This window comes from Sorangium sp. So ce381, assembly GCF_051473845.1.
Classification (GTDB): Bacteria; Myxococcota_A; Polyangia; order Polyangiales; family Polyangiaceae; genus Sorangium; species Sorangium atrum.
In genome coordinates this window covers 8,631,911-8,652,188 of record NZ_CP150336.1, presented here as the reverse complement: position 1 = coordinate 8,652,188, position 20,278 = coordinate 8,631,911, and the positions used below count along the sequence as shown (strand labels likewise).

Genomic DNA, 20,278 nt, shown 5'->3' with positions numbered 1-20,278 from the left:
CTCTGCGTTACGCCCTCAGATCCCGAATCGCCCCGCGTGCTCCCGGAGGAACGCGATGTAGACGTCCGCCTCCTGGTGCGACGCCACCTCGCCCCCCTCGACCGCCTCCTCCAGCGCGCGCTTGATCTCGCCGATCCGCCGCGACGGCGGCAGCCCGAACGCATGCATGATGGCGTCGCCGATCCCGCTCGGCAGCGGCGGCACCACCGCGTCCTCCGCCTGGACCTGGAGCACCCGCTCGGCGAGCTCGCTGATCTGCTTCAGCCCCTTCCGCTTCTTCTCGGGCCGCTTCGTGGTGATGTCCGCCCGCGACAGGTCGAGCACGTCCTTCAGGCAGCCGCCCATCTCCTTGGCGAACCGGCGCACCGCGCTGTCGGTCCACGACGCGTCGTACTGGCTCGCCCGGAGGTGGTGCAGGATCAGGAAGCGGATGCTGTTCTTCAGCGCCTCTTCCTTCGTGAAGAGCGGCAGCCGCCGATCGATCTTGTCGAACATGCGCGCGCCGACCTCGGCGTGACCGAAGAAGTGGACCTCGCCCGTCGGCGAGATGGAGCGCGTCCTCGTCTTGCCGATGTCGTGGAGCAGGGCCGCCCAGCGGACCTCGAGCCTCGGGACGGCCTGACGCACCACCTGCTTCGTGTGCTTCCACACGTCCTTGTGGCGCCATTCCCCGTCGCCGAAGCCCACCATCGCCTCGACCTCGGGCAGCATCGCGGCGAGGGCGCCCGACTCGAGCAGGGCGTCGAGCCCGGCCTCGGCGTCGTCGCTCATCATGACCCGGTCGAGCATCTTGCGGACATCGGGCAGGTAGGCGGCGGTCGCGGCCTTGAAGTCGGCGGGCCGCCCGGAGATCACCCTGGACGAGGCGCGTGGCTCGGCGCCCGCCTCGGGCTGCTCGGCCTCCGCCTTTTCTGCTCGCTGGACGGCCCACTCGAGGGCCTCCATCGCCCGCTTCGGGCTCGCTTCCTGGGTGAGAATCTCCTGCACGCTGGCCTTCCACACTTTCGAGGTTACGGGGTCGCCCACGGGGCGCCAGCTGGCGCGGCCCGCACGGGGGTTCGCCGGTTTAGAGCCAGCCGCACCTTCGCGCAATGGTTCCTCGCGTTCGTCGCGCTCGTCGCTCGGCGCCGACGGATGCCGTGCGTCCGCGGGCGATGGATGCGTCAGGTGCGGAGGAGCCGCCCCACGTGGTCCTTCTCCCAGGCGAGGGCGCGCTCGTAGTCGCGGAAGAGCCGCTCGCGGGCGAGGAACTGGGGCGGATGGAGCATCCGGCGCCCGTTGCCGTGGCTCGCCGGCATCACGTGGTGGATCATCTCGTGGTAGATGACGTAACAGATGAAGTAGCGGGGGACCCAGGGCCGGTCGAGCACCGGGTGGATGCGGATCAGCCGCTCGACCGCCGAGTAGCTCCCGAGCTTGATGGTGCGCCGCGGCTTCCGCGCCTTGGTCCGCTTGCCCCAGGTGATCAGCGCGTCGACCCCGCCGCCGAAGTACCCGTGGTTCAGCTTCTGGAACAGGAGCAGCAGGTCGTGCGTCCGCCCCTGCGTCGAGAGCGGCGTGCTCACCGGCCGGCTCGCCCGGATGCGATGGCCGTTCTCGTCGATGTACTGGCCGACCACGAGCGAGGCGGCCCGGTCCTGCGTCACGACGTACCGGACGAGCGCCTCCTGAACGAGCGCCGGCGCATCCAGGAACATGTGGTGGACGCGCGCCTGCAGGATGCCCTCCCGGAGGGAGGAGGAGATCATCTGCCGGTAGTTGTCGGTCACCGAGAGGAGGACCGGCCGCTTCTGGGCCAGCTCCAGCCGCCGGATGAGCGCCTGGCGCGCCCCCTCGTGCACGTAGATGTGCGGCTGCCCCGGCGGCAGATCGATGTCGATCGGATGATGGCGGGGGTCCGGCACCCGGACGACCGCCCGGGAGACACGTGGCAACAGGGAAGTACGCGCCGCGCCCTTCCCACCGCTGCGCGACAGACGGCCTGGAGGGGGTTGAGCGAAGGGGAAGGCCATCTGTCCCGCCATCTCAATCCTCCTTATTTGGGCGTATTCTCGGGTGGGATCCTTGTCAAGCGAGCGGCCGAGAACATCGAAATCATTCGGATTTGTGACTATGTAAGCGGGTGGCCGGTCCCTCCGGAGGGAGAGGGAGGGCGCCCCGACCGCCGCGCGCCGGTGATCTGGATTTCCTCTGCAAATTCATGTGTTTGTAGTGAAGGCCACGCGCGCATGCTCCGGTCGGGCCGCCTTCCGCCTCGGACGCGCGTCTTCTGCTCCTGCTCTCTCTCCCGCCATGACACGGCGCGTGCGCAGCGCCTCCCTCATCGCGAGGCGAGCGCCCGGGGATCGAGGACCTGCGCCATGCGCCAGCGGCCCTGCGCGCGCTGGGAAGGCTCCGGCTCGAGAGCGACGACCAGGGCAGTACAGAAGCCGGCGGGGAGCAGCGCTGTCGCGCCCCGGCCGGGCGTGTCGAGGAGCGTACGGACGAGGTGCTCCACGTTCGGCTGGTGCCCGACGAGCAGCGCATCTGCGCCGCCTCGGGCGAGCGCGGCGACCAGCGATGTCGGGAGCCCGGCGTCGAGCGCGAGCTCGTCCCGGAGCTCGACCTCCGGCGCGCCGCAGATCGGCGCCGCGATCTCGGCGGTCTCCCTCGCGCGCGCGAGGGGGCTCGCGAGCACCAGCGGCAGCGGAGCGCCGCCCCGGAGGCGGTGGAGCTCGAGCGAGACCCGCGCCACGCGCTCGCGGCCCTCGGGGGTGAGCCTCCGGTCCGCGTCGCGCCCGCTGGTCGCCCGCTCCTCCGCCGGGCCGTGCCGCATCACGTAGAGGTGCATGGCGTCGGGGGCAGCCGGCGTCAGTTCGTCTTGCCCGGGGGACGGCGGGCGTCCTGGCCGGACGAGGCTGCCTCGCCGCGACCCTTTGCCTGCGCGGGGGCCTCGGCCGCTGCCGCTCCGCCCTTCGGGCCGGGGCTCGCGGCGCCGTTCGTCGGGGCGGCCCCGCCGACGCGCGAGATGCCCTGCTTCGCGAGGACCATCGACTCGATCTTGTCGAGGATCGCCGGGTGCTGCTCGAGGTAGGTGCGGGCGTTCTCCCGGCCCTGACCGATGCGCTCGCCCTGGAACGAGAACCAGGAGCCGCTCTTCTCGATGATGCTCGCCTCGGTCGCGAGGTCGATGACGTCGCCGCTGTGGCTGATGCCCTGGCCGTACAGGATGTCGAACTCCACCTCGCGGAACGGGGGAGCCATCTTGTTCTTCACGACCTTGACGCGGGTCCGGTTGCCGACGACCGCCGGCTCCTTGCCGCCCGCGGCGGCCTCCTTGATGGCGCCGATGCGGCGGATGTCGAGCCGGACCGAGGCGTAGAACTTGAGGGCGTTGCCGCCGCTCGTCGTCTCGGGGCTGCCGAACATGACGCCGATCTTCATCCGGATCTGGTTGATGAACATCAGCAGGCACTGCGAGCGCGAGACCGTGCCGGTCAGCTTGCGGAGCGCCTGGCTCATCAGCCGGGCCTGGAGGCCGACGTGGCTGTCGCCCATGTCGCCCTCGATCTCGGCCTTGGGGACGAGCGCGGCGACGGAGTCGACGACGATGATGTCGACGGCGTTCGAGCGGACCAGCATGTCGGCGATCTCGAGCGCCTGCTCGCCGTAGTCGGGCTGGGAGATGAGCAGCTCGTCGGTCTTCACGCCGAGCTTCTTGGCGTAGTTCACGTCGAGGGCGTGCTCGGCGTCGATGAACGCCGCCGTCCCGCCCGCCCGCTGGATGGCCGCGATGGCGTGGAGGGTGAGGGTCGTCTTGCCGCTCGACTCCGGCCCGTAGATCTCGACGATGCGGCCGCGCGGGTAGCCGCCGATGCCGAGGGCGATGTCCAGGCCGAGCGAGCCGCTCGGCACGGCCGCGACCTCGTCGTGCAGCGTCTGCCCGTCCTTGAGGCGCATGATCGCCCCCTTGCCGTACTCCTTCTCGACGCTGGCGATCGCGAGCTCGAGGGCGGCAGACTTCTGCTTGGTGTTCTTCTCGTCACTCATGCGTACCTCGGGAGGGAGCGATGGGAGGGGGGCGACGACGGGGGGACCGCGGAGGTGGACCCACGCCGCGCGGGGCAACAGTTTCCGGCAGCTTTACTGTCCGGCTGTTCAGGAATCAAGACCCCCGCACCCCGGATAGGACCGAAAATGTCCGCGCAACGCGTCGGCCCGGCAGGCGCTCCGGAGCGCGGTGATGTCGCGGTCGGAAGTAGTTCCTGGTTGAGGTCGAGTCTCACAACCAGGGCAACAATCGTGATCGTCGCACACCGGGAGCACTGGCGGGCTCTTCAACCGTGGGCCACATCTTCCGCGTGGGGGGCGGGGGGCGCTATTTCCCGGGGTTTTCCCTGGGCCGGTACGAGCTCGTCCTGCGGGTGGCCGCAGGCGATGTGGGCGAGGTCTGGGCTGCGCGGCTCAGGCGGGAGCACGGGTTTCAGCGGCTCTTCGCGATCAAGGTGCTCCGCCCGGAGCTCTCGCCCGATCCCGAGGCCGTTCGGACATTCCTCGACGAAGCCGCGCTGGCCGCGCGCATCAGGCACCCGAACGTGGTGCCCGTCGTGGATCTGGGCGAGACGGACGGCACGTTCTTCTATGCCATGGAGTGGGTGAGCGGGGAGCCGCTCTCGTCGGTGCTGCGCGCCGCGCGCGGGCGCCCGGCGCCGGTGCTCGTCGCGGCGAGGCTCGCCTACCAGATCTGCGCGGCCCTCGACGCCGCGCACGAGCTGCGGGACGAGGGCGGAAACCCCCGGGAGCTCCTGCACTACGACGTCTCGCCGGACAACGTCCTCATCACGTCCGAGGGGCTCGTCCGCATGGTCGATTTCGGCATCGCGAGGCTCGAGGAAGGGCGGATGTCCGAGCGACGGCCTTCGGCGCTGGGCGGCGACGGCGGCCGCGCTTTGACGGTGGGCGCGGCGGGCGCGGCGGGCGGCGAGGGGGGCGCGTTCCTGTTCCGGAGCAGCGCGCCGTACATGGCGCCGGAGCACATCCGGGGGCAGCCGTGCGATCGGCGGTCCGATCTCTTCGGGGTCGGGGTGCTCCTCTACGAGCTGCTGTCGGGCGCTCATCCCTTCCAGGCCGACGACAGCGAGAGCACGATGACCCACATCGCGAGCGAGCGGCCTGCCGCGCCGCTGTCGTCGCGGGCGGTCCCGTCCCGGCGCGGGTTCGCGGAGCGCCTGAGCGCGCCGCCGCCGCCCGAGCCGATCCCGCCTGCGCTCGATCGCCTCGTCTCCGAGGCGCTCGCCAAGTCGCCCACCGCGCGCACGGCGACGGCCGCGCAGCTCATGCGCGCGCTCGAGGAGGCGATCCCGGGCGCCGCGAACCCGGGCAACGACGCCCTCGTCGCCAGCTGGCTCGGACAGATCCTGGGCGACGCGTCCCACCTCCGGACGCAGCAGCTGCGCGCCGCGCTCGAGTCGCTCGATCCCGGGGACCGCTCGGCCGACGACGAGGTGGAGCCTCCGCGCGCCCCACGGCGCTGGCTGCAGGCGCTGCTGGTGTTCGGGGCCGCCGTCCTCGGGGTCGCGCTCGCCGGGACCGCGGCGGTGAGGGACAGCCCGCTCCCTCCCGCCGCCGTCTCCGCGCCGGCCGGGCCGCGCCCGCAGGGCGCCGCTGCGAGCGTCAGCTCGCCGCCGCGTCGCCGAGGAGCGGCGACCACGCCGCTCCGGAGATGAGCCAGAGCTGGTGCGACGTCCGCGTCACCGCGACGTGGAGCCGCCGGCGGGCCTCGTGGTTCATCGGGTACGCCGCCGCGGTCGCGTCGGGCACGACGACGTAGTCGAACTCGAGCCCCTTCGCGCTGTCCACGTCGGTGACGTCGATGCCCGGCTCGAACGAGAACGCCCCCTCCAGCACGAGCCTCGCCTCCGGCAGCTCCGCGATCAGGGCGTGGAGCTCCCGCGCGGCGCCTGCGTCCCGCGCGATGACGGCCACCGAGGCGCGGGGCTCCCGCCCGACGAGGTCGCGGAGCGCGCCGGCGAGGAACAGGTGGGCCTGCGCCTCGCTCGGGAAGCGGAAGAGCCCGACCGGCGCGCCGTCCCGGGCCGCGCGCGCGGGCGCCTCGGGCGCGAGCTCGCCGAGGAGCCGCCGCGCGAGCTCCGCCACCGGCCGCGGGCAACGGTACGACACCGCGAGGCGGCAGGTCGCCGCGTCGCCCACGCCGAGCGCCGCTCGCGCCGCGTCCCACCCGGCGAAGCTCGAGGAGGTCTGCTGCGCCTCGTCGCCGGCGAGCGTGACGCTGCGCGTCTCGCCAAGGAGCTTCCCCAGGACGAACAGCTCGAACAGCGAGAAGTCCTCGGCCTCGTCGAGGACGAGGTGCGACCACCCCGCCCCGTCCAGGCCGCGGCGAGCGGCGCGAAGGAAGAGCAGGATCGGCAGATCGTCGATGTCGAGCGTCCCCGCGAGCTCGTCCGGCGTCCCTTCCGCGACGGCGCGGCCGTCGAGCGCCCGCTTCATCGAGGCCACGGTGATCGAGGCGAGCTGCCGGTCGAGCGGCTCGGCGATCTGCAGCAGGGTGTGCCGGACGGTCTCTTCGATCGCGCTCCGGGGGAGGTCCCCGCCCGAGGCGGCGACGACGCCCTCGAGGAACCCTCGATCGGTGAAGACGTCGGCGAGGCGGCGGCGCAGCCGCGGGAGCGTCGTGCTCGCCGGGGCGAGCCTGGCGAACCGCTCGCGCAGCGCGCGGTAGAGCGCCGGGTGGCGCTTGAGGCTGGAGACGAGCGCCGGGGGATCGTCGCACAGGGCGATCGGCTTGCCGAAGACCTCGCGCGCGGTCGCCGACGACCAGGCGTCGAGCGTCTTCACCTGGGCCTCCCCCGCGCCGAGCGGCGAGAGCAGGCGGCGCGACAGCCGCGCGAGGCCTTCCTCGGGCACGACGACGTTCATGGCCGAGAGCGGGCAGCGCGCTGGATCCAGCGCGGCGATCCTGGCGAGGCGGTGCAGCGCGACGGTCGTCTTGCCGCTCCCGGCGCTGCCGAGCACGAGGAGCGGCTGCTCGGGGGGCGCGCACACGGCGGCGTACTGGTCGGCGTCGAGCAGGGCGGTGACCTCCGCGGCCCTCGCCTGGTCCGTGGCGCCGGCGCCGACGCCGAGGCTCCCGGGGCGGGCGGCCGTGCCCGCGCCGCCCGGCTGCATGGCGAGCGCCGCGCGCTCCGCGAGGGTCCATCGCCCGTCGCCCCGCCGCGTCAGGACGAGGCCGTCGCCGACGATCCGGGTGAGGGCGCCGCGCTCCACGACGACGATGCGGCGCGCCTTCACCACGCCCTCGGCCACGCGCCCCGGGAAGGTCTCCTCGTACTCGTCGCCCTCGCGGTACCGGTAGAAGATCTGCGCCACCGGCGCGACGCGCCAGTCGAGGATGCGCACGTCGGCCGACGGATCCAGGAACGTCGCGTGGCCGAGCAGGTAGTCCTTCGCCCCTTTGCCCTCGTCGACCCGGAGGTGGGCGAGGTACGGGCAGAGCGGGTCGGGCAGCGCCTCCCTGGGCTCCTGCTCGATGAGGCGCTGCCGCACGCTCATCTCGAGGAGCACCGCCGGCAGATCGTCGACGGAGGCCGCGGCGGCCTCGTCGCGGAGCTCCCGGAGCGCCGCGACGGACCTGAGCTCGCGCGGCGCGCGCCCGAAGGCGCGCGCGGCGCGCTCCTGCGCCCGGTCCAGCGCGGCGCGCACGCGCTCGAGGAGCGCGGCCTCTTCTTCGAGGACGGCGCGCGCCTCGACGGGCAGATCAAGCGTGCTCTCCAGCATGATGGGCCTCCTTGCGCCCCCCGCCTCCGCGAGGGGTCGAGCTCGATGGGTGAATGGTTCGTTCACTTTTGAGGCGAGGCGAAGCGAAGCTTACACGAAGAAGCTCCTGAGTCCGGCAAGGTGGTATTTCGAGTAACCGTGGACCGCTTCTCGGATGCTGGCCTCATCCTCGAAGCGGGCGAGCGCGTTCACCATCGTCCTGACGAAGCCCTGGTAGATCTGGTCCAGGTTGAACCGCATCGCGCCGGTCACCGAGAGGCATGGGTCGAGGGCGCGGAAGTGCTCGATCGCCAGCGCGATGAGGCGTTCGGCGGTCTCCTCGGAGAACCGCTCGTACCTGGAGCCGCCGGACCGGCCCAGGAGGATCACGACGCGCAGCCTGTTCTCGATGCAGAAGCGGAGGAGCTCCTCGGAGATCACGTGGTAGGCGGCCGTCGGCGGGAGCGCCCGGACGTCCTCCACGCCGTCGAGCGCCTTCACGCGGCGGCGGAGCAGGATCGTGAAGGCGCGGGCGAAGCCGTCGTCGACGATCCCGTAGAAGAGCGCGTCCTTGTTCGCGAAGTACCGGTAGATGTTGCCCGTCGAGACGCCGGCCGCCCGGGCGATCTCGGCCATGGTCGCGCTCTCGTACCCCTTCCGCGCGAAGATCGTCAGCGCGGCGGAGGTGATGCTCTCCTGGACGTCGTCCTTGAGGTACTGCGCCATGATGAATAGTGAACGTGTCGTTCGCTTATAGCGATGGGCGCCGGCCCGTCAAGCGAGCGGGCGGATCGCGGCCTCAGGGGTCGACGGTGCCTTCGAGGATCGCGCGCGGGCCGTCGAGGAGCATGAAGGTCGCCTCCTCCTCGCCGACCCTGGCGAAGAGGGCCTTGATGCCGTCGCGCACGTCGGGGACGTCCTTTGCGGCGTGGGCGTCGCTGCACGCGGCGTAGTAGTAGCCGGCCTCGAGCAGCTGCTCGGCGGCCCGGCGGGGGGTGCGCCCGTACTTGCCGGTGAGCGCCGCGACGTCGAGGAGGAGCACCGCGCCCGCGTCGAGCAGCGGATCGAGCGAGGAGATGTCGTCGAAGACGGGCTCGTAGCGCTCCGGGTGGGCGATGACGGGGCGGAGCTTGCGGCGGCTGAGGTCGAAGATCCGCTCCGCGGCCCGGGCGGGGAAGCTCCGGGTCGGGAACTCGACGAGCGCGGCGCGGCCGCCCGGGAAGGGGAGGGCGCTGCCGTCGAGGAGGCGCTGGAAGACGATGTCGTCGAAGAAGTGCTCCGACGAGAGCTCGAGCGCGGGCAGGTCGCGCGCGCCGGCGGCGGCCCGCAGCGCGGCGCAGGTCGCGTCGTAGGCGGCCTGGAGGCCCTGCCGGGTGTTGTCGAACATCCCGGGGCGCATGTGCGGCGTCGCCACGACGGTGTCGAACCCGGCGCCGCGGAGCGCGGTGAGGAGGGCGAGGCTCTCCTCGACGGTGCGGGCGCCGTCGTCGACGCCCGCGACCCAGTGGGAGTGCAGATCGATGAAGCCGCGCATCGTCGATCCGAACTTAGCAAAGTTGGCCGCCCTCGTGCGCTGCGACCATCCTTCGCGTCGAGGAGGTGTTCGTGTCGCTCTCGTTATCGAACCAGCAGCTTGTGCCTCAGCCCGCGTCGGACGGCTGCGCTGGCGCCCAGCGCGGCGGCAGGCCGGGAGGCCGCGCAGAGCGCCCGGTCGATCCCGGCGCGCCCTCGATCGAGCAGGGCACGTCGGCCCTGGATGAGGGGATCCCCACCTCCGAGCGCCGGCGCCGCCGCAGCGACGATCCGGTCACCGCGCTGCACTATCAGCTCTCGACGACCCGCGCCGAGGCGAACCTGGACGTCGTGGTCCTCGTGGACAACAGCGGCTGCCTCGTCGCCGGGGCGGGCGCATGGCCGGCGTGCGAGGAGCTCGCCGCCTACGCCCCGCTCCTCGCCAACCCGGACGCCGTGCAGAGCGCGGCGGTCGGCTCGCGCATCGCCACGCTCACCGCCGAGGTCGAGGTCCAGAGCCTCTCGGTGGAAGGCGGCGAGGTGCTGCTCTGCGGCCGTGGCGGCACGTCGGAGCGTGGCGTCTCCATTGCCCGGGCCGCTGCGGGGTGCTTGCGCATCCTCCGCGCCGCCGCCTGAGCGATCGCGAGGCCGCAGGCTGAGCGGGCGCTGCGCCGCAGGCCGAGCGGTCGCTGCGCCGCAGGCCGGACGGTCGCTGCGCCGCAGGCTGAGCGGTCGCTGCGCCGCAGGCCGGACGGTCGCTGCGCCGCAGGCTGGGCGCTCGCGCCCCCCCGGTTCGTGCTACAAGGGGCCGCGGCCTCAGGTCGCGCGCAATGCCCGGCTCGCTCGCACCCCCTCGGAACAGCCCGCCCGCCGCCGACGCGTCCCTCCAGGCAGACCACGCCGGTCTGGCCCCGCTGCTCGCCTCTCGCAGGGTGATCCTCTGCGTCGGCTGCGGCGGCGTCGGCAAGACGACCACGACTGCAGCGCTCGGTCTCGCCGCTGCCCGCCGCGGCAAGCGCGTCCTTTGCCTGACGATCGATCCGGCGCGCCGGCTGTCCCAGAGCCTCGGGCTCGAGGAGATGACGACCGAGGCGCAGACGATCGAGCCCGCCCGCTTCGCCAGGGCGGGGGTCGACGTGCCCGGCTCGATGACGGTCATGATGCTCGACACGAAGTCGACCTTCGATGGCCTCGTCGCGTCGCTCGCCCCCACGCCCGAGCAGCGCGACCGGATCCTCGGCAACGTCCTCTACAAGTACATCTCCACGTCGCTCGCGGGCACGCAGGAGTACATGGCGATGGAGAAGCTCTACGCCGTCAGGAGCGACCCGAGCTACGACCTCGTCCTGCTCGACACGCCGCCCACGGCGAACGCGCTCGATTTCCTCGACGCGCCGGAGCGCCTCGTCGGCGCCATCGACGGCGCGGCGACGCGGTGGTTCGTGCAGGCCTTCCAGAGCTCCGGCAAGCTCTCGCTCAACCTGCTGGCGCGCTCGACGGCGGCGGTGCTGCGGGGCATCGGCAAGCTGACCGGCAGCGGCTTCCTCGAGCAGATCGCGGCGTTCATCAGCGAGATGAACGCGGTCTTCGGCGGCTGGAAGCAGCGGGCGGACGCGGTGGCGTCGGCGCTCCGCGGCCCCGACGTGGCCTACGTGCTCGTCACGACGCCCGATCCGCTCTGCGTGCGCGAGGTGCTGTACTTCGCCGAGCGCCTGCGCGAGCAGCAGATGCGTCGCGACGCGTTCGTCGTGAACCGCGTCCACCCGGTGTACGGCGCGCTCCCAGCCGTCGGCGAGATCGCCGCCGCGCTCGACGGGAGCAGCCTTGCGCTCGCCTCCGGCGCCGCGGCGCGCCTGCTTCAGGCCGCCAAGGACGAGAGCCGCATGGGCAAGCTCGATCAGCTGAACCTGATCGCCCTCGAGGCGGCGCTCGAGGACGAGCAGAGCGGCGGCAGCGTCCGCGTCGACGTCCCGGCGTTCCCGTACGACATCCACGACGTGGCCGGCCTCGCGAGGATCGCCGACGTGCTGGCGCCGCTGCCCGGGGCGGCGGGGTAGCCACGGGCAGCTCGGCCGTTCTTCTGGCTGTCCTGCAGTAATTGGAAACGGTCTGAAGGAGGCAGCTGGGCTGCCCCCGGCCTACCCTCGCCGCCTGCGCTCCTTGTACTTCACGCGGACCGGCACGCCCTCCAGCCCGAACGCCTGCCGGAGCTGGTTCGCCACGTAGCGCCGGTAGCTGAAGTGGAGCTTGTCGGGATCGCTCGCGACGACGACGAACAGCGGCGGCGACGTCTCGGCTTGCGTGACGAAGAACAGGCGGGGCGCGCGCCCGCCGTGCGTGGGCGGCGGGTGCGTGAGCAGGATCTGCTCGAAGAAGCGGTTGAGCTCCCCGGTGGGCACGCGCTTGCGGTAGGCGTCGGCCACCTGGGCCGCTGTCTCGATGAGCTTCGCCACGCCGCGCCCGCTGCGCGCGCTCACGTGCGCGATCGGCGCCCACGGCACGAACGAGAGCTTGTCGCGGGCGTCCTGCTCCGCCTTGGCGAGCGTCTTGCGGTCGAGGAGATCGATCTTGTTGAGGCCGATCACGACGCCGCACCCGCGATCGACCGCGAGGCCGAGGATCTTGGCGTCCTGCTCGGCCACGCCCTCGGCCGCGTCGCAGAGCAGGAGCACGACCTCCGCCCGCTCCATGGCGCGGATCGCGTGGATCACGCTGACCGCCTCGACGGCGCTGTCCTCCTTCGCGACCTTCGACTTGCGCCGGATGCCGGCCGTGTCGATGAGCAAGAACCGCTTCCCGTCGCGCTCGGCCAGCGTGTCGATCGGATCGCGCGTCGTGCCGGGCGTCGCGTCGACCAGCATGCGCTCCTCGCCCGCGATGCGGTTGACGAGCGACGACTTCCCCGCGTTGGGCCGCCCGATGATGGCGATGCGGAGCGCCCCCTCGGCCGACTCCTCGGGCGCGGCGGGCTTCTCGGGCAGCGCCGCCTCGATGGCCATCTCCAGATCCGAGATGCCGCGGCCATGGAGGGCGCTGATCGGGATGAGCCGCTCCATCCCGAGGCGGTACAGCTCCGCCGCCTCCACCTCGGCCTTCGGCGAGTCCGCCTTGTTGGCGACGTAGATCACGGGCTTGCCCGCGCGGCGCAGCAGGCCGAGCTCGGCGTGCTCGGACGGCGTGACCGGCGTCACGGCGTCGAGCACGCACACGATGACGTCGGCCTCGGCGATCGCGAGGTCGATCTGCCGCTTGATCCCCTGCCGCATGGGATCATCGCTCTCGGGGTCGAACCCGCCCGTGTCGACGAGCGTGAAGCGCCGTCCCCGCGAGGTGACGTCGCCGTAGTGGCGATCGCGGGTCACCCCGGGCTCGTCGTGCACGATCGCGACGCGCTTGCCGATCAGCCGGTTGAACAGCGTGCTCTTTCCGGTGTTGGGCCGCCCGACCAGCGCCACGATCCCGGCCGACGGGGGCAGCGCAGGCGCATCGGCCGCGGCGTCCTCGGCGGCCGCGACGACCTCCTCGGCGAGCTCCGCCGCGAGCTCCTCCCTCTCCTCCGCCGCCTCGTGGCTGATCGGCTCGGAGAGAGCGCGGCCCTTGCCCGGGGCGGATCTGCTGCCCTTCTTCGATCCGGCAGCGCCCTTGCCGGGCGCCGCTTCGCTCTTTCCGCGAGCGGCAGCGCCCTTGCCGGGCGCCGCAGCGCGCTTTCCGGGAGCGGCAGCGCCCTTGCCGGGCGCCGCAGCGCGCTTTCCGGGAGCGGCAGCGCCCTTGCCGGGCGCCGCAGCGCGCTTTCCGGGAGCGGCAGCGCCCTTGCCGGAGGCGGCAGCGCCCTTCCTGGGAGCGACGCCGCCCCTCTTCTCGGGGGCATCGCCCCTCTTCGCCGTCCGCCCGCCTGCGGCAGCTCCCTGGGTGCGTTTGTTCGATCTGGAAAGGGCTGGCTTTGCCGCGCTCACGAGGTCTCTCCCTTGTTGTAACCGAGCTCGTCCAGCCGCTCCCGCGACTCACGCCACTCCGGTGTCACCCGGACCCAGAGCTTGAGGTTCACCTGCCGGCCGACGAGCTCCTCTATCCGGAGCCGAGCCTCCGTGCCGATGCGCTTCAGCTGCTCCGCGCCCGCGCCGATCAGGATCTTCTTCTGCCCGGGCCGCTCCACGTGGATGGTCGCGTCGATGTGCAGCGCGCCCTCGCCTGTCGGCTCGACGTAGCGCTCGATCTGCACGGCGCTCGCGTGGGGCACCTCGGCCTTGGTCGCGCGCAGGATCTGCTCGCGCACGTACTCGGCGGCGAAGAAGCGCGTCGGCCTGTCGGTGAGCTCATCGGGCGCGAAGCCCCAGTCCCGCTCCGGGCAGAGCTTCGCCACCTCGTCGAGCACGCGCTGGACGCCGTCCTCGCGCAGCGCCGAGATGGGGATGATCGCCGCGAAATCCCGGAGCTTGGCGAACGCGTCGAGGAGCGGCAAGAGCAGCGCCTTGTCCCGCATCCTGTCGACCTTGTTGAGCACGAACACCACCGGCGCCTCGCTCCCCAGGTCCGCGAGCAACGTCAGATCGCCCGGGTGCGGCGCGAGCGGCGGGCCGTCCTCGTCCTCCTTCACGCGCCGCGGCAGGCGCGCGGGATCCGGGGCTTCGGTCACGAACACGATCACGTCGGCGCCCCGCGCCGCCTCGCGCGCCGCCTGGTTCATCACGCGCCCGAGCTCCGTGCGCGGCCGGTGAAGGCCGGGCGTGTCGAGCAGCGCGATCTCCGCCGGGCCGTGGTGCACGACCCCGAGGATCGCGTCGCGCGTCGTCTGAGGCGTCGGCGAGACGATCGCGAGCGGATGGCCGAGCGCCGCGTTCAGCAGCGTCGATTTGCCGACGTTGGGGCGCCCGACCAGGGCCACGCGCCCGGATCGTTTCGGCAGCGCGGCGTCGGCCTCCTCCGTCCGCCTCGGCTCGGCGGCCTTCTTGCGCCGCTGCTGCGTGGCGCCTCGGCCGGCGGCCCTCCCGTCCGGGAGCGGTCGACCCTCCGCGCCACCGCCCGCGCGGGGCCCACGCCCTGCCCGGCCGCGGGCCGCGCCGGAGGAGCGCGCCGCGGAGCCCCTCTGCTTGGCCGTCTTCTCCCCCTCGCCCCGCTCGGCAGCGCGCGTCGCGCCGGCCTTCCGCTCCTTGCCCGGCTCGGCAGCGCGCTCCATGCCGGCCCGCCGCTCCTTGCCCGGCTCGGCCGCGCGCGTTGCGCCGGCCCGCCGCTCCTTGCCCGGCTCGGCCGCGCGTGTGGCGCCGGCCCGCCGCTCCTTGCCCGGCTCGGCAGCGCGCGTCGCGCCGCCCTGCTCGCTCGCACGTCGCGACCTTTCGTCGGCGTGAGCCTGATTTTCGCGCCGGGGGGGGCGACCTCGCGGGATCGCCGCGTCGCTCGCCCGGGGGGCTTCGCTGGATTGCGCTCCTCGACGGCTGCCTCGGCTGTCTTTCTCGGCAGGACGGGGGCCGCGGGAAGCCGAGGCGGGCTTCGGCGCCTGCGGGCGCGCTTTCGCGCCCTGGGGCGCGCTCTGGGGACGGGCTTTCACCACGCCGCGCGCGATAGCAGACGCACAAGGGGGCTACAAACGCTTCCCCACGATCCGTGGTCACGCGCGCGCGAAGGCGGTAAGGGGATGCCCTGCATGTCGAGCGTCCACCGAGGGGACCCACAGAGCGGAGCCCCGCCCGCCGACCCCGTCCCGCACGCGAGCGGAGCCCCGCCCCGCGCCGAGGTACCCCCTCTCGAGGCGCGCTCGGCTGAGATCGGTGACGCGCCGGCCATGGATCGCGACCGCATGGCCGCCGGGAGCGGGCGCGCCGGCCTCGCGAGGCTCGCGGCCCTCGCGCTCGCGGCCATCGCGCTGCTGCCCCTCGTCGGCAAGAGCGGCATCTGGGACCCCTACGAGCTCGACCGGGCCGACCTGGCCCGCCGCATCGCCATCCACGTCTTCGGCGCGTGCGGCCTGGATCTCGCGGACGCTCCCGGGCAGCTGCCGACCCTGACCGATCTCGGCATGGGCGAGCTCGGGTTCACCTCGATGGCGCTCGGCTTCCGCGTGTTCGGTCTGCACGACTGGGCCGGGCGCCTCCCGCTCGCGCTGTGGGGGCTCGCCGGCGCGCTCGTGCTCTACGAGTTCCTCGCCCGCCTCGTCGATCGAAGGGCCGGCCTGTACGGCGTCGCGGTGCTCGTGACGATGCCGCTCTACGTGATGCAGGCGCGCACCCTGCTCGGCGACATCGTCACGATGGCCGCGCTCACGATGGCGTTCTGCGGGCTGACCGGCGCGCTGCTCGAGGGCGGGCGAGGGGCGCAGCGCGGCGCCCTGCTCGCGTCGGCCGCGTGGCTCGCCGTGGGGATCCTCGGCGTCGTCGCCGGATACCTCAGCCGCGGCCTGCTGATCGGGGTCGCCGTCCCCGCGCTCGGCGCCGGCCTGACCTGGCTCCTGCTCCGGACGTCCGGCGCCTGGCCCGAGCCGGAAGGCCGGGGGCCCACGCTGGGCGATCTCGTGGGCGCCGCCGCGCTGGTGCTCGGCGTCGCGGCGGCGGCGCAGGGCGCCCTCGTGCTCGCGAGCTCGAGCGCCGGCGAGCCGCTCCCCCGCGCCCTCGGCGTGGCGCTCCTCAAGAAGCCGCCGGTCGAGTCCACGTTCGATCTCACGCTGCGCCAGCTCGGCCATGCCCTCTTCCCGTGGAGCGCCTTCCTGCCGTTCGCCGTCGGCCGGCTCTTCCGGGCCCCCGCTGCGGACCGGGCGGGCGAGGGCGTCGCCCCCCGCCTCGATCGCGAGGCCGGCGTCCGGATCGCGCTGATCGTCACGTCTGCGCTCGCCTACGGCGCGTTTGCGCTCCTCGCGCCGCACGCCGGGGCGCTCCCGTTCAGCGGCCCCGCGCTCCTCGCCGCCATCGCCGCGCTCGCCATCCGCGATCTCGAGCGCGGCGCTCCCTCCTCGCGAGCGCTCGCCGTCGGCTGCGCCGTGCTCGCCTTCGTCCTCTACCGCGATCTCGTCACCTCACCGGACAGGGCGCTCAGCGTCTTCTCGGTCGACAAGCCCGTCTTCCCGAAGAGCTTCGAGGGCGAAGCGGCCTCGGCGATGCGCTTCGTCCTGCTCGCGTTCGCCGGCCTCGTCTCGCTCACCTGGTTCGAAGAGCAGCCCCGCGACCTCGACCGCAGCTTCGGCGCGTGGGCGCGGCGCCTGCTCGACGAGGTGCACGCCGGCGCCGCGGAGCTCGCCCGCATCTGGAACGGCAACCTGCTCTTCCTGCTGATCGTCATCGAGGCCGCGCTCGTCGGTGTCGGCGCGATGCTCTTCGTCGGCAAGCGCATCGGGTGGGGCACCGTGGCGAGGATGCCGAACCACCTCGCCGCGTACGGGATGAACGCCTGGTGGGCGCTGCCCATGCTGCTCGCCGCGAGCCCCGTGCTGCTGCTCGTGGCGCGCGACGCGTTCCGCCACGCCGTCGCGCGCGCTTCCGTCCCACGCGCCATCGGCACGCCGCTCGCCGGCCTCGTCGCCGGCTTCGCGCTGAGCTTCTGGTACTATCCGGCGCTCGCGGCCCAGCTCTCGCCGAAGGAGGTCTTCGCGTCCTACGAGTCCCTTCGCAAGCCCGGCGAGCCGCTCGCGACGCTCGGCGTCCGGAGCCGCACGGCGGCTTATTACCAGGGCGGCGAGGTCACCTCGTTCACGGACGTCCTGCAGGCGTTCGACTGGCTCACCGCCGCGGGGAGCTCCGTGGACGGCGCCGCCGTTCCGGACGCTCGCCGCTGGCTCGTCGTGAAGTCCGACGATCTGCCCCGGTTGAACAGTCTCTTTCGCAAGCGCTACCAGCGCAACCTGCCCGTCCTCGACGGCCGCTCCAGCCAGATCCTCCTTGCGTCGAACGAGCTCGGAGGCAGGCCGAACGAGAGCTGGCTCGGCCGTGTCGTCCTCGATGAGCCCGCCGTTCCCGAGAACCCGCTCGACGCGATGTTCGAGGATCAGCTGGAGGTGCTCGGCTGGGAGTTGACCGACGACGACGGCCAGAAGGTATCGAGCGTCGTCCCTCAGAAGAGCTACCACCTGCGGACTTACTTCCGGGTCCACCGGCCGGTCACCGGCAACTGGAAGATGTTCGTTCACATCGACGGGTTCCAGCGCCGATACAACGGCGACCATCCCGTGATCGAGGGGCGTTACCCGCTCAGCCTGTGGCAGCCGGGCGACGTCGTCGTGGACGACCACGAGCTCCAGCTCGAGCCCAACTTCACCCCGGGCGACTACACGCTCTACTTTGGCCTCTTCGCTGGTGAGACGCGCTTTCAGGTGACGCGTGGGCCGGAACACGAGGACCGCGTCCGCGCCGGTGTCATCCGCGTGCGGTGAGCCGCCATCGTGGGGCTCCCGACGCATGCCGCGCCGCGCGGCTCCTGTTGCGCAGCCTGGCGACGCACGCGTGCTTCTCCTCGTCGAGCGCCCTCGACGCGCGTGCGGAAAGCGGCTAGTCGCAGACTCATGACCGGGGGCCGTGGTGACTCGAACCATCCGCCCGACACGCCTGGCGGTACGTCGCCCTCGTGCGCGCAGGCCGGCGCCTACGGCGACACGCAAGGCTCCGGCGAGGACGCCGAGCACGAGATCCCCGCCCCGGATTCGCTCGACCGACGCTCGTCCGAGCGCCTCGACGTCACCTGGCTCGTGGACTGCGAGACCGATGACACGTTCCTCTACGCGTCCATCACCAACATCTCGGAGATGGGCATCTTCGTCCGCACGACGCAGCCCCTCTCGATCGGCACGCGGCTGACGCTCCGCTTCTCGCCGCCGGGGGCCGACGGCTCGTACGTGCTCGAGGGGACGGTGCAGTGGATCAACGAGGTGCGCCCCCTCCACGACAACCCGAACCCGGGCATGGGGATCCGCTTCGTCGATCTCACGCCGGACGATCGCGAGCGCATCGTCGGCACGATCAGGACGATCGCCTACATCCGCGACGCGCCGGTGAGATCGAATTGAGGCTGGCGCCACCGCGGCGCGGCGCGCGCGGTGAGGTCGAGGCGCGGCGCGCGCGGTGAGGTCGAGGCACGGCGCGCGCGGTGAGGTCGAGGCGCGGCGCCGGGGACGGCGGAGGCGCGGGCCGTGTCGGCGGCCCGTCAGCGCGACATCGTGGCATCGGCGGGCGCCGCCCGCGAGGAGCCCGCAGCCCCTGGCTCCTCGGCGTCGCGCGGCGGCGCCGCGGGCATCGCCGCCTTGGGCACAGCGCGCCGCGCCGCCGCGGCGGGGGCGGCCGCCGGCGCCGAGTTCTGCGCCTGCGCGCCGGCGGCGTTCGCCTCGAGGCCCGCGAGTTGCTGCTCGGCGCGGTCGCCGTAACCCTTCGCGGAGCGCAGCGCGAGCAGCAGCTCGCGCGCCTTCTCCGTGTCCCCGGAGGCCTGGTAGCACCGGGCCGCCTCCCACATCGCGGCGTGCGCGGACGGCGTGCCCGGGTACTGCGCGCCGACCTGGTCGAGCTTGCCGACGGCCGCCGCGCAGCCCGACTTGCGTTGCAGCGCTTGCGCCTCGTGCAACGCGGCGCTCGCGCCGTCGTCCGGGGACGCGGACGCACGCGCGCTCTTCTCCTTCGCCGCCTCCGCCCTGGGCGCGTCGTTCGCCTTGGCCTCGGCCGAGCGCCGGCCGTCGCCTTCCTCCATCGCGGTGGCCGCGGGCGCAGGCGCGGCGCTGCGGGGCGCCTCGTGCTGATCCGACGCGGGCTGGCCCCACTCGGTGACCCGCACCGGCGCCACGCCCGTCTTCGGCCGCAGCAGGAGCAGGCTCGATCCGATGACGAGCACGAACAGCGCCGCCATCGCCAGCTGCGGCCGCATCGCATGGCTGCCGGCCCAGGCCAGCGCGCGGAGCGCCTTGCGCCGGAACGGCGTCTTCTTCTGCGCGACCTCGACGGCGTCGAGGATCCGCGCCTCGAGCTCCTCGCTCGGCTCCTCGAACGGCAAGGCGCCGACATCGCGGGCCGCGCGCAGCCCGGCGAACGCCGACGCGCACCGGGCGCAGCCGTCCATGTGCCGCTTCATGGCCGCATACGTCAGCTCGTCGAGCTCGTCGTAGAGCGCGTCCATCACGTGCTGGTCGAACTTCTCGCAGTCCATAGACAGCTCTTCCGGAGCGCTAGCGCAGCGCCCTCGCGTAATCCTCGTACTCCGAGAGGGCCTCCTGGAGCCGCTCCAGGGCGTAGCGCATCCGGCTCTTCACCGTGTTCTCGGGCACCCCCACGATGTGGGCGATGTCCTTGAAGGGCACGTGCCCGATCTCCCGGAGCAGGAAGACCTCCCGCTGCTCGTGCGGGAGGCCCTCGACCGCGCGGACGATGCGCTGCCCCATCTCGGTCCCGATCGCGACGCGGTCCACCGCGGCCTGGGGCGCCGGGTCCGCGGTCCGCTCGCCGAGCGTCGGGCCGTCGCCGCCCTCCCCGGAGCCCTGGTCGAGCGACGGGTGGCGCCGGAGCGACATCTTGCGCAGGTGATCGATGCAGACGTTGCGCGCGATGGCGAACGCCCAGGTGGTGAACCTGGCCTCGTGCTTGAAGTCGGAGGCGCTCTGCACGATCTTCACGAACACATCCTGCACCAGATCCTCGGCGATCGCAGGCCCGCGGACCTGTCGCAGGATGAAGTTGTAGATGGACGTTTTGTGCCGCCGGACGAGCCCGGCGAACGCCGCGCGGTCGCCGCCCTGGAAGCGCATCATCAGCGCTTCGTCCGTGACCTCCTCTCGAGAAATCGGGACCATCCTAGCTCCCGGAGCGGCCGAGCCTCTGCGGCGCTCCTTCGGCGGCCCGGGCGGCGGAGTGTTCGCGGCGGCGACCGCGGCGTCGGATCGGACGCGCAGCGCGGCTCGAAGATCTGAGGAGCACTCCTTCCCCTGACACAAGCGCACCTTAGCGGATCCGCCCCCGAGCGAGCGAGCCCCCTTCGCCCGCAGCGCCCGAGGCCGGGGAAGGGCAGGGGGACGGGCGTGCGCAGATCTCTGCGCGCGCCGCGCGCCGCCGGCGGGGAGAGC

Annotated in this window: 16 protein-coding genes; 5 read left to right on the top strand and 11 right to left on the bottom strand. The window is 72.8% G+C overall.

The genetic code is table 11. The annotated features are described in order from the left end of the window. Window positions 1–15: 15 nt before the first annotated feature. The 4 genes from WMF29_RS32170 to recA form a co-directional block, all read right to left on the bottom strand. On the bottom strand, window positions 16–987 hold the full coding sequence (locus WMF29_RS32170; protein ID WP_437323944.1) for an HDIG domain-containing metalloprotein: 972 nt from the start codon (window positions 985–987) through the stop codon (window positions 16–18). Between the two features lie 176 nt (window positions 988–1,163). After that, a complete protein-coding gene (locus WMF29_RS32165; RefSeq protein WP_437323943.1) occupies window positions 1,164–1,934 on the bottom strand; it encodes a hypothetical protein in 771 nt (256 codons plus the stop codon). Window positions 1,935–2,320: 386 nt separating this feature from the next. Beyond that, window positions 2,321–2,830: a SixA phosphatase family protein gene (locus WMF29_RS32160; RefSeq protein WP_437323942.1), complete on the bottom strand. Its 510-nt coding sequence runs from the start codon at window positions 2,828–2,830 to the stop codon at window positions 2,321–2,323. 20 nt (window positions 2,831–2,850) lie between these two features. Next, a complete protein-coding gene (recA, locus tag WMF29_RS32155; RefSeq protein WP_272094893.1) occupies window positions 2,851–4,029 on the bottom strand; it encodes a recombinase RecA in 1,179 nt (392 codons plus the stop codon). 293 nt (window positions 4,030–4,322) lie between these two features. Here recA and WMF29_RS32150 point away from each other — a divergent pair, with 293 nt between their 5' ends. Then, window positions 4,323–5,705 carry a protein kinase domain-containing protein gene (locus WMF29_RS32150; protein ID WP_437323941.1) on the top strand — a complete coding sequence of 461 codons (1,383 nt, stop codon included), beginning with the start codon at window positions 4,323–4,325 and terminating at the stop codon, window positions 5,703–5,705. Here the strand turns inward: WMF29_RS32150 and WMF29_RS32145 are convergent. The 3 genes from WMF29_RS32145 to WMF29_RS32135 form a co-directional block, all read right to left on the bottom strand. Then, a complete protein-coding gene (locus tag WMF29_RS32145) occupies window positions 5,653–7,773 on the bottom strand; it encodes an ATP-binding domain-containing protein (protein ID WP_437323940.1) in 2,121 nt (706 codons plus the stop codon). The genes WMF29_RS32150 and WMF29_RS32145 overlap by 53 nt on opposite strands. Window positions 7,774–7,863: 90 nt before the next feature. Then, the gene (locus WMF29_RS32140) at window positions 7,864–8,478 is read right to left on the bottom strand and encodes a TetR/AcrR family transcriptional regulator (RefSeq protein WP_437323939.1); all 615 of its coding nucleotides are present in this window, start codon (window positions 8,476–8,478) and stop codon (window positions 7,864–7,866) included. Between the two features lie 73 nt (window positions 8,479–8,551). After that, window positions 8,552–9,286 (bottom strand): tyrosine-protein phosphatase, encoded by a 735-nt coding sequence (locus WMF29_RS32135; RefSeq protein ID WP_437323938.1) that lies wholly within the window; start codon window positions 9,284–9,286, stop codon window positions 8,552–8,554. A gap of 71 nt (window positions 9,287–9,357) precedes the next feature. Here WMF29_RS32135 and WMF29_RS32130 point away from each other — a divergent pair, with 71 nt between their 5' ends. Together WMF29_RS32130 and WMF29_RS32125 are read left to right on the top strand one after the other, a co-directional pair. Beyond that, a complete protein-coding gene (locus WMF29_RS32130; protein WP_437323937.1) occupies window positions 9,358–9,900 on the top strand; it encodes a hypothetical protein in 543 nt (180 codons plus the stop codon). A 194-nt stretch (window positions 9,901–10,094) separates the two neighbouring features. After that, complete coding sequence (locus WMF29_RS32125) at window positions 10,095–11,321, top strand: ArsA family ATPase (protein ID WP_437323936.1); 1,227 nt, start codon at window positions 10,095–10,097, stop codon at window positions 11,319–11,321. A gap of 81 nt (window positions 11,322–11,402) precedes the next feature. On the opposite strand, the gene der is transcribed toward WMF29_RS32125, so the two are convergent. Both der and era read right to left on the bottom strand, forming a co-directional pair. Then, window positions 11,403–13,217, bottom strand: a complete 1,815-nt coding sequence (gene der / locus WMF29_RS32120; RefSeq protein ID WP_437323935.1) for a ribosome biogenesis GTPase Der — start codon at window positions 13,215–13,217, stop codon at window positions 11,403–11,405. Beyond that, complete coding sequence (era, locus tag WMF29_RS32115; protein ID WP_437323934.1) at window positions 13,214–14,437, bottom strand: GTPase Era; 1,224 nt, start codon at window positions 14,435–14,437, stop codon at window positions 13,214–13,216. Before era ends, der begins: the two co-directional genes overlap by 4 nt. A 603-nt stretch (window positions 14,438–15,040) precedes the next feature. On the opposite strand from era, the gene WMF29_RS32110 reads away from it, so the two are divergent. After that, window positions 15,041–17,614 (top strand): glycosyltransferase family 39 protein, encoded by a 2,574-nt coding sequence (locus tag WMF29_RS32110; protein WP_437323933.1) that lies wholly within the window; start codon window positions 15,041–15,043, stop codon window positions 17,612–17,614. A 129-nt stretch (window positions 17,615–17,743) separates the two neighbouring features. Further along, complete coding sequence (locus tag WMF29_RS32105) at window positions 17,744–18,244, top strand: TIGR02266 family protein (RefSeq protein ID WP_437323932.1); 501 nt, start codon at window positions 17,744–17,746, stop codon at window positions 18,242–18,244. Between the two features lie 137 nt (window positions 18,245–18,381). Here WMF29_RS32105 and WMF29_RS32100 read toward each other — a convergent pair whose 3' ends face one another. Both WMF29_RS32100 and WMF29_RS32095 read right to left on the bottom strand, forming a co-directional pair. After that, window positions 18,382–19,368, bottom strand: a complete 987-nt coding sequence (locus WMF29_RS32100; RefSeq protein WP_437323931.1) for a zf-HC2 domain-containing protein — start codon at window positions 19,366–19,368, stop codon at window positions 18,382–18,384. Between the two features lie 19 nt (window positions 19,369–19,387). Continuing rightward, window positions 19,388–20,008, bottom strand: coding sequence for an RNA polymerase sigma factor (locus WMF29_RS32095; RefSeq protein WP_012238576.1), 621 nt, complete (start codon window positions 20,006–20,008; stop codon window positions 19,388–19,390). Window positions 20,009–20,278 lie beyond the last annotated feature (270 nt).

Excerpts from the sequence above, each read along its gene's own strand:
- WMF29_RS32160 (WP_437323942.1), bottom strand. The coding sequence starts at position 2,830 with ATGCACCTCTACGTGATGCGGCACGGCCCGGCGGAGGAGCGGGCGACC.
- recA (WP_272094893.1), bottom strand. The coding sequence starts at position 4,029 with ATGAGTGACGAGAAGAACACCAAGCAGAAGTCTGCCGCCCTCGAGCTC.
- WMF29_RS32145 (WP_437323940.1), bottom strand. The coding sequence starts at position 7,773 with ATGCTGGAGAGCACGCTTGATCTGCCCGTCGAGGCGCGCGCCGTCCTC.
- WMF29_RS32140 (WP_437323939.1), bottom strand. The coding sequence starts at position 8,478 with ATGGCGCAGTACCTCAAGGACGACGTCCAGGAGAGCATCACCTCCGCC.
- WMF29_RS32135 (WP_437323938.1), bottom strand. The coding sequence starts at position 9,286 with ATGCGCGGCTTCATCGATCTGCACTCCCACTGGGTCGCGGGCGTCGAC.
- WMF29_RS32125 (WP_437323936.1), top strand. The coding sequence starts at position 10,095 with ATGCCCGGCTCGCTCGCACCCCCTCGGAACAGCCCGCCCGCCGCCGAC.
- era (WP_437323934.1), bottom strand. The coding sequence starts at position 14,437 with ATGGAGCGCGCTGCCGAGCCGGGCAAGGAGCGGAAGGCCGGCGCGACG.
- WMF29_RS32110 (WP_437323933.1), top strand. The coding sequence starts at position 15,041 with ATGGATCGCGACCGCATGGCCGCCGGGAGCGGGCGCGCCGGCCTCGCG.
- WMF29_RS32105 (WP_437323932.1), top strand. The coding sequence starts at position 17,744 with ATGACCGGGGGCCGTGGTGACTCGAACCATCCGCCCGACACGCCTGGC.
- WMF29_RS32100 (WP_437323931.1), bottom strand. The coding sequence starts at position 19,368 with ATGGACTGCGAGAAGTTCGACCAGCACGTGATGGACGCGCTCTACGAC.
- WMF29_RS32095 (WP_012238576.1), bottom strand. The coding sequence starts at position 20,008 with ATGGTCCCGATTTCTCGAGAGGAGGTCACGGACGAAGCGCTGATGATG.